General features: G+C 39.3%; 7 protein-coding genes and 1 pseudogene. 4 read left to right on the top strand and 4 right to left on the bottom strand.

The window, feature by feature from the left end; translation table 11 throughout:
* The 3 genes and pseudogenes from AB3X49_RS04970 to AB3X49_RS04960 all read right to left on the bottom strand — a co-directional run.
* Nucleotides 1-230 (bottom strand): annotated as a pseudogene (locus AB3X49_RS04970) (hypothetical protein); the annotation flags it as partial.
* A gap of 11 nt (nucleotides 231-241) precedes the next feature.
* Nucleotides 242-439 carry a helix-turn-helix transcriptional regulator gene (locus AB3X49_RS04965; RefSeq protein WP_000538358.1) on the bottom strand — a complete coding sequence of 66 codons (198 nt, stop codon included), beginning with the start codon at nucleotides 437-439 and terminating at the stop codon, nucleotides 242-244.
* Between the two features lie 127 nt (nucleotides 440-566).
* Nucleotides 567-1,589 (bottom strand): YeiH family protein, encoded by a 1,023-nt coding sequence (locus tag AB3X49_RS04960; RefSeq protein ID WP_003192348.1) that lies wholly within the window; start codon nucleotides 1,587-1,589, stop codon nucleotides 567-569.
* Between the two features lie 152 nt (nucleotides 1,590-1,741).
* On the opposite strand from AB3X49_RS04960, the gene AB3X49_RS04955 reads away from it, so the two are divergent.
* From AB3X49_RS04955 to abc-f, 4 genes are all read left to right on the top strand, one after another.
* Complete coding sequence (locus AB3X49_RS04955; RefSeq protein ID WP_044439365.1) at nucleotides 1,742-2,635, top strand: LysR family transcriptional regulator; 894 nt, start codon at nucleotides 1,742-1,744, stop codon at nucleotides 2,633-2,635.
* A 51-nt stretch (nucleotides 2,636-2,686) separates the two neighbouring features.
* A complete protein-coding gene (locus tag AB3X49_RS04950; protein ID WP_002016114.1) occupies nucleotides 2,687-3,055 on the top strand; it encodes a MerR family transcriptional regulator in 369 nt (122 codons plus the stop codon).
* 4 nt (nucleotides 3,056-3,059) lie between these two features.
* Nucleotides 3,060-3,605, top strand: a complete 546-nt coding sequence (locus tag AB3X49_RS04945; protein ID WP_367960765.1) for a flavodoxin family protein — start codon at nucleotides 3,060-3,062, stop codon at nucleotides 3,603-3,605.
* Nucleotides 3,606-3,869: 264 nt separating this feature from the next.
* Nucleotides 3,870-5,504, top strand: coding sequence for a ribosomal protection-like ABC-F family protein (gene abc-f, locus AB3X49_RS04940; RefSeq protein WP_367960763.1), 1,635 nt, complete (start codon nucleotides 3,870-3,872; stop codon nucleotides 5,502-5,504).
* A 133-nt stretch (nucleotides 5,505-5,637) separates the two neighbouring features.
* On the opposite strand, the gene AB3X49_RS04935 is transcribed toward abc-f, so the two are convergent.
* Entirely contained in the window at nucleotides 5,638-5,949 is a 312-nt protein-coding gene (locus tag AB3X49_RS04935) for a YbjQ family protein (protein ID WP_002112849.1), read from the bottom strand.
* Nucleotides 5,950-6,000 lie beyond the last annotated feature (51 nt).

Genomic DNA, 6,000 nt, shown 5'->3' with positions numbered 1-6,000 from the left:
TTTACATACTTTTTTATATTTTCATTTACCCGCTCATCTATATCTGGAAGTTCTTCTTTTTTGTACTTCCGCTTTTTGTAATTCGTATACAATATCAGAAATACAATTGCTAAAATGTTACTAACTATAAGCGATAACATCGGTATGGATGGGTCCATAATACGAACTAAAACGTCCCCTCCACATAATCCTAAGACAGTAGCGATATACAACTTTTTAGTGTCGTTCATTTTCTCTCCCCTTACTCCAGCGTAAATATTTCCTCTACCTTCATCCCAAAATATTTGGCGATTTTTAGGGATAGCTCTAGACTCGGATTATAATGATGGTTTTCAATCGCCACAATCGTCTGCCGTGTCACCTGCATCGCCTTTGCCATTTCCACTTGCGTTATATGATGTTGTTTTCGTAATTCCTTAATTTTATTTTTCACACCCATAGGCTCCACCTTCGAAAGTAAAGATATCTTTACTTTAATTATAAATATTTTCCAAATTCAAGTAAAGATATCTTTACAAAAAAAGGTAAAAAAAAGAGACATCTATAAGATGCCTCTTTTTTTGCTACTACATAAATCCTAAAGCATACACAAGAACATACCCAAGAACAGATAGGCAAACCGAGCCAATCAACCCTGCCACAAATGCTCTGCTTCCTAATTTGCGGAACGTTTTAAACTCTACGTTTAAACCTAGCCCTGCCATTGCCATTGCAATAAGCATGTACGCAATTACTACAATATATCCGGCAACAACTTCTGGGATAATCCCAATCGAATGCACCGCACTCATTGCTAAAAATCCGAAGATGAACCAAGGAATCGGAAGGTCGCGCCACGATCTTTTTTCCTTGCTGTCCTCACTCTTACCAAACCATAATCCAATTAAAATCGCTACTGGCACAAGCATCGCAACGCGCGTTAATTTCACAATAACTGCGATGTCTACAGCCGTGCTACCTCCTGGCGCCGCCGCAGCGATAACGTGAGCAATTTCGTGCAGCGTCGCCCCTGAGAACACCCCGTAACCGTAGGGTGAGAAGCCAAGCACTGGGTATAATAGCGTATAAATAAGTGTAAATATTGTACCTAAAATTGCAATAATTGCTGCCCCAACTGCCGTTTCCTCATCTTTCGCTTTCACTTGCGGTGCAATTGCCACGACCGCTGCAGCTCCGCAAATTGCAGTCCCGCATGCTGTTAAAATTCCAAGTTTCTGTTCTACTTTAAATACTTTCGTTAGTCCATATACAACGAAAATTGTAAATGTAATAACAACCGCTGCGATGACCAATACTTTCGGCCCCGCCTTCGCAATATCTACAAGATTTAACCTCATTCCGAGTAAGATGATCCCAAAGCGTAGCAACTTCTTACTCGCAAAGTTCGTTCCCACTATCGCTTCTTGAGGAATCCCGATTGCCGCGCGCCAAACCATTCCGATTAGAATAGCGATTACTAATTGTCCCATAATATTTAAAAATGGAAGCTCTGCTAAATATTTCGCGGCGATTGCGATTAATAACGTAATCCCAATCCCTTGCGAAAATCCAAAGCCCTTCTTCTTTTGTATAACAAGTGTTTGTTCCACTTTGTACCACCCCAATAATCGTATTGGAACATGCATGTTCTTTCTAGTTACATTATAAGAGAGTTTTAATAATAAGTTTAATATCAATATTGAATCCCTATCATCAGAAATACTTATGATAAAATAAAAGCAAAAATAAAGGGGCCTAACAAATGAACGTCGACATTTTAAAGATCTTTGTTACTGTCGTTGAACAAAAACATTTTTCGCGTGCTGCGGAACTATTAAACCTTTCACAACCTGGCGTTAGTATGCACATTCGCAACTTGGAAAATGAATTTGGGACTACACTTATACAGCGCTCCCCAAAGCACGTCCAAGTTACGGAAGCTGGAAACATATTATACATACACGCAAAGCAGATGCTCTCACTTTATGAAGATGCAAAACAGGAAATTAATGCGCTGCATAACGTCGTAACAGGGACACTTCGCATCGGCGCTAGCTTTACAATTGGCGAATACTTACTTCCAAAAATACTTGCGCGCTTTGCCAATGAAAATGCACACGTCGAAGTTCATACATTTATCTCCAATACGGAAGAAGTTTTGCAAAGCCTCCGCTCTAATCAAATTGATATCGGCTTAGTGGAAGGCCAAGTCGTATACGCTGACGTAGATGTTGAAACTTTTATGCAAGATGAAATGAAACTCGTCGTCCCGCCAAACCACCCATTGCTCCATATCGAGGGAATTAACGAAAATACATTGCAAGATCAAGTCTGGGTATTAAGGGAGAGCGGCTCTGGCACACGTGCCTATAGCGATCGCTTTATACACCAACATCATTTAAAAATGAAGCGCTTCTTTACATTTAGCAGTATTCAAAGCGTGAAGGAAGCCGTTGCAGCCGGTCTTGGCATCGCTATCCTTTCAGATTGGACTGTTCGAAAAGAACTATTAGCACAAGAAATATTCCACATCCCTGTTCCGAACGAAGAGCTAATCCGTCCATTCTCCATCGTGCGCGGCAAATATTTTATCCCGTCTAAAGCTATTCAAGTCTTTTTAAAACACGTAGATTCTTTTGCGAAAAAACAGAGTTGACCTTCACATTAGTGTGAAGGTTTACAATACATGTAAAAGGAGTGAAACGCATTGCGAATTGGAGAGTTATCAAAAGAAACTGGGGTTAGCGAAAGGGCACTAAGACATTATGAAGAAAAGGGATTACTCCCTTCGAAACGCCTAGCAAATGGCTACCGTGATTTTGATGAAAGTGCAATCGAAAAAGTAGAGCTGATTCAAATGTACTTGCAAATCGGCTTAAATTTAGAAGAAACAGAACGAATGCTACGTTGCCTTGAAATCGAGCCACATCTCTACGAAAATCCGTGTAGTAGTATCCTTGCACTTTACGAAGACAAACTTGATGAGGTAACGAAGCAAATCACATTACTTTCCAACATTCAAACGAATTTACAAAAACACGTTTCACTCCTAAAACAAGCAAAAGAAAAGGGATGATTACATGTTTGTTATACATGGCAGTTCAAGACAAAACGGAAATACGGAAGCTTTAACACATATGGTGATTGATGGGATTGAAACAGAACAAATTTACTTGCGTGATCATATCGTCCACCCAATCATAGATCAGCGCCATAATGTAGAAGGATTTCAACCTGTAAATGATGACTACGAGCAGTTAATTGAGCGCATGCTAGAGCACGACACAATTATCTTCGCTACACCGCTATACTGGTACGGAATGAGCGGCCACATGAAGAACTTCGTTGATCGCTGGTCACAAAGCTTGCGTGATAAATCTCTTCATTTCAAAGAAAAAATGAAAGGCAAAAAAATGTACGTTGTCATCGTTGGCGGAGACAGTCCAAAACTGAAAGCATTGCCGCTTATCGCCCAGTTTCAATATATCTTTGATTTTGTTGGTTCATCATTTGAAGGGTATATTATTGGGGATGCGAATGGACTAGATGAAATCAAGAACGATGCTGAGGCGCTGGCAAAAGCACAATTGTATAATAATAAATTCAAAAATAGCACACAGAAATAAGTTTGACAAATCCATTTGTATGCGCATACAATAAAAATAATATTATGAAAGGAAGGTACTTTGACCAATGAAGTTCTAATTCTCTTATTTATTTCATCCATCACAAATAGTGAACAAAAATGATGAAAATTAGCAGAGGATTAGTCTGTCCATTTGTCGATACTTTCTTTCGATACGATCATGTAAAAAATCGTTTATTTATGTACGATTTTTACATTGAAGGGCGACATTTATCCTCTCTAGTGAAACTAGGGAGGTTTTTTTATGACTATTTTAATCGCACGTAATATCGAAAAGAGCTTTGGTGATCGCACCATATTTACGTTACCATCACTAGAAATTCAAGCAAACGATCGTATAGGGATTGTCGGAGTCAACGGAGCTGGAAAATCTACGTTATTACAAATATTAAGTAAAGAAATAGAAGCTGACAAAGGCACAGTAACTCATCATAGTTCTATCGCCATCATTCCACAGCTTAGCGAGGGGATACCGGAAACCGCTTCTTCCCTCGCTAAGGGCAAATGGAATATTTCAAACGCCGCAAATTCAATGAGCGGCGGTGAACGAATGCGCCTAAAGATCGCCCATGCCCTCGAACAAGATGCAGGCATTCTATTTGCTGATGAGCCAACAAGTCACTTAGATATGTTCGGTACAGAGCAATTAGAAAAGGCACTTTTATCTTATAAAGGAGCACTTGTTTTAATATCGCATGATCGTGATCTTTTAGATGCCATATGTACAAAAATCATCGAAGTTGAAGACGGTACTATTCAAGAATATAAAGGTAATTATTCAAACTATCGAAAGCAAAAAGAACGTGAGCGAATACAAAAGCAAGCAGAATATGATCAATATATACAAGAAAAAAATCGGTTAGAACAGTCAATTTCACAAAGAAAGCAACGTGCTTCTAGCATGACAAAAATCCCAACACGGTTCAGTTCATCTGAATCTAAACTTTATAAGTGCAGCGGGGCTCATGGGCAAGAAAATGTTAGCAAAGTAGCGAAAGCACTAGAAACACGCCTTGAACAGTTGGAACAGAAAGAAAAACCGAAAGACTTTTCTCAAGCTCAGTTTGACGTACAATACCACACACGAATTCATAGTAAAGCAGTTGTTCAGTTTAATAAAACAACGAAGAAAATAGGGGATCGCACATTATTTAAAAATATGAATGGAACAATTGTCCCTGGGGCAAAGCTTGCTATTTTAGGGGAAAACGGAAGTGGAAAAACAACTTTGTTCAAAATGCTTCTCACGAACGAGCGTGGCATTCAGCTTTCGAAAAGTTGTAAAATTGGATACTTTGAACAAACATTATCTATTTTAAAAACAGATAAAACAATTTTAGAAAACGTTCTAGAAGAAACAAACTATACAGAATCGTTCGTTCGAACAATACTTGCACGGCTCCTATTCCGCCGTGAAGATGTTCATAAACCTGTGCACATCTTAAGTGGTGGAGAACGCATGAAGGTTGCACTCGCAAAAGTATTTTTAGGAAACTATAATATGCTTCTGCTCGACGAACCGACAAACTATTTAGACTTGGCAACGCAAGAAGAATTAGAAAGCATGTTACAGGAGTATCCTGGTACAATACTTTTCATTAGCCATGACCGTGCCTTTATTCGTTCTGTTGCAAACCATATTCTACAAGTAGATGAGAGCGAACCAAGAATATTCCACGGCAATTACGAGCAATACACAAAAAGAACCACCCAAGCTTCTGTAAACGTTACTGAACAAGAATTATTACGATTACAAACAAAATTAACAGAAATCATCAGCCGGATTTCTATCCCAAATCAGCATGATGACATCACATTTCTCGAACAAGAATACGAAAAATTATTAGTTCGAATTCGGCAGTGTAAAGAAGCACTCTAATGTCTTCCCCATATATCGACGGGACCTTCCACATTTCCCAAGAAATATCGAGGCTTCGACATAGAATATCACCCTACCTATCATGTTAGACACAATAACAACAAAAAGCCGTGCACCAGCACGGCTTTTCACTTTATATACGGACAGCAGTCCCACTCACCGCAACCATTAGCATTCCTTCGCGAACTACTTCGTAGTCCACGTCGATACCAACAATGGCGTTCGCATTTTTTTGTCTTGCGAGAGTTTTCATCTCTTCCATTGCAATGTCGCGCGCTTCTTTTAATTTACTTTCGTAGGCGCCTGCGCGACCACCGACAACGTCACGGACAGAGGCGAAAAGGTCACGCACGATATTCGCACCCATGATTGCTTCGCCATTAACGATATCGATATAATCAATAATTTCTTTCCCTTGAATTGTAGAAGTTGTTGTTACAATCATGCTTTGTAGCCTCCCAAATAAGATTTCCACTTACTTATGGTGCACTAATTC

Origin of the sequence: Bacillus sp. C30 (genome assembly GCF_040838255.1) — a bacterium.
Classification (GTDB): domain Bacteria; phylum Bacillota; class Bacilli; order Bacillales; family Bacillaceae_G; genus Bacillus_A; species Bacillus_A mycoides.
The sequence above is the reverse complement of the archived record's forward strand: the minus strand, read 5'-3'. Positions and strand labels throughout refer to the sequence as shown.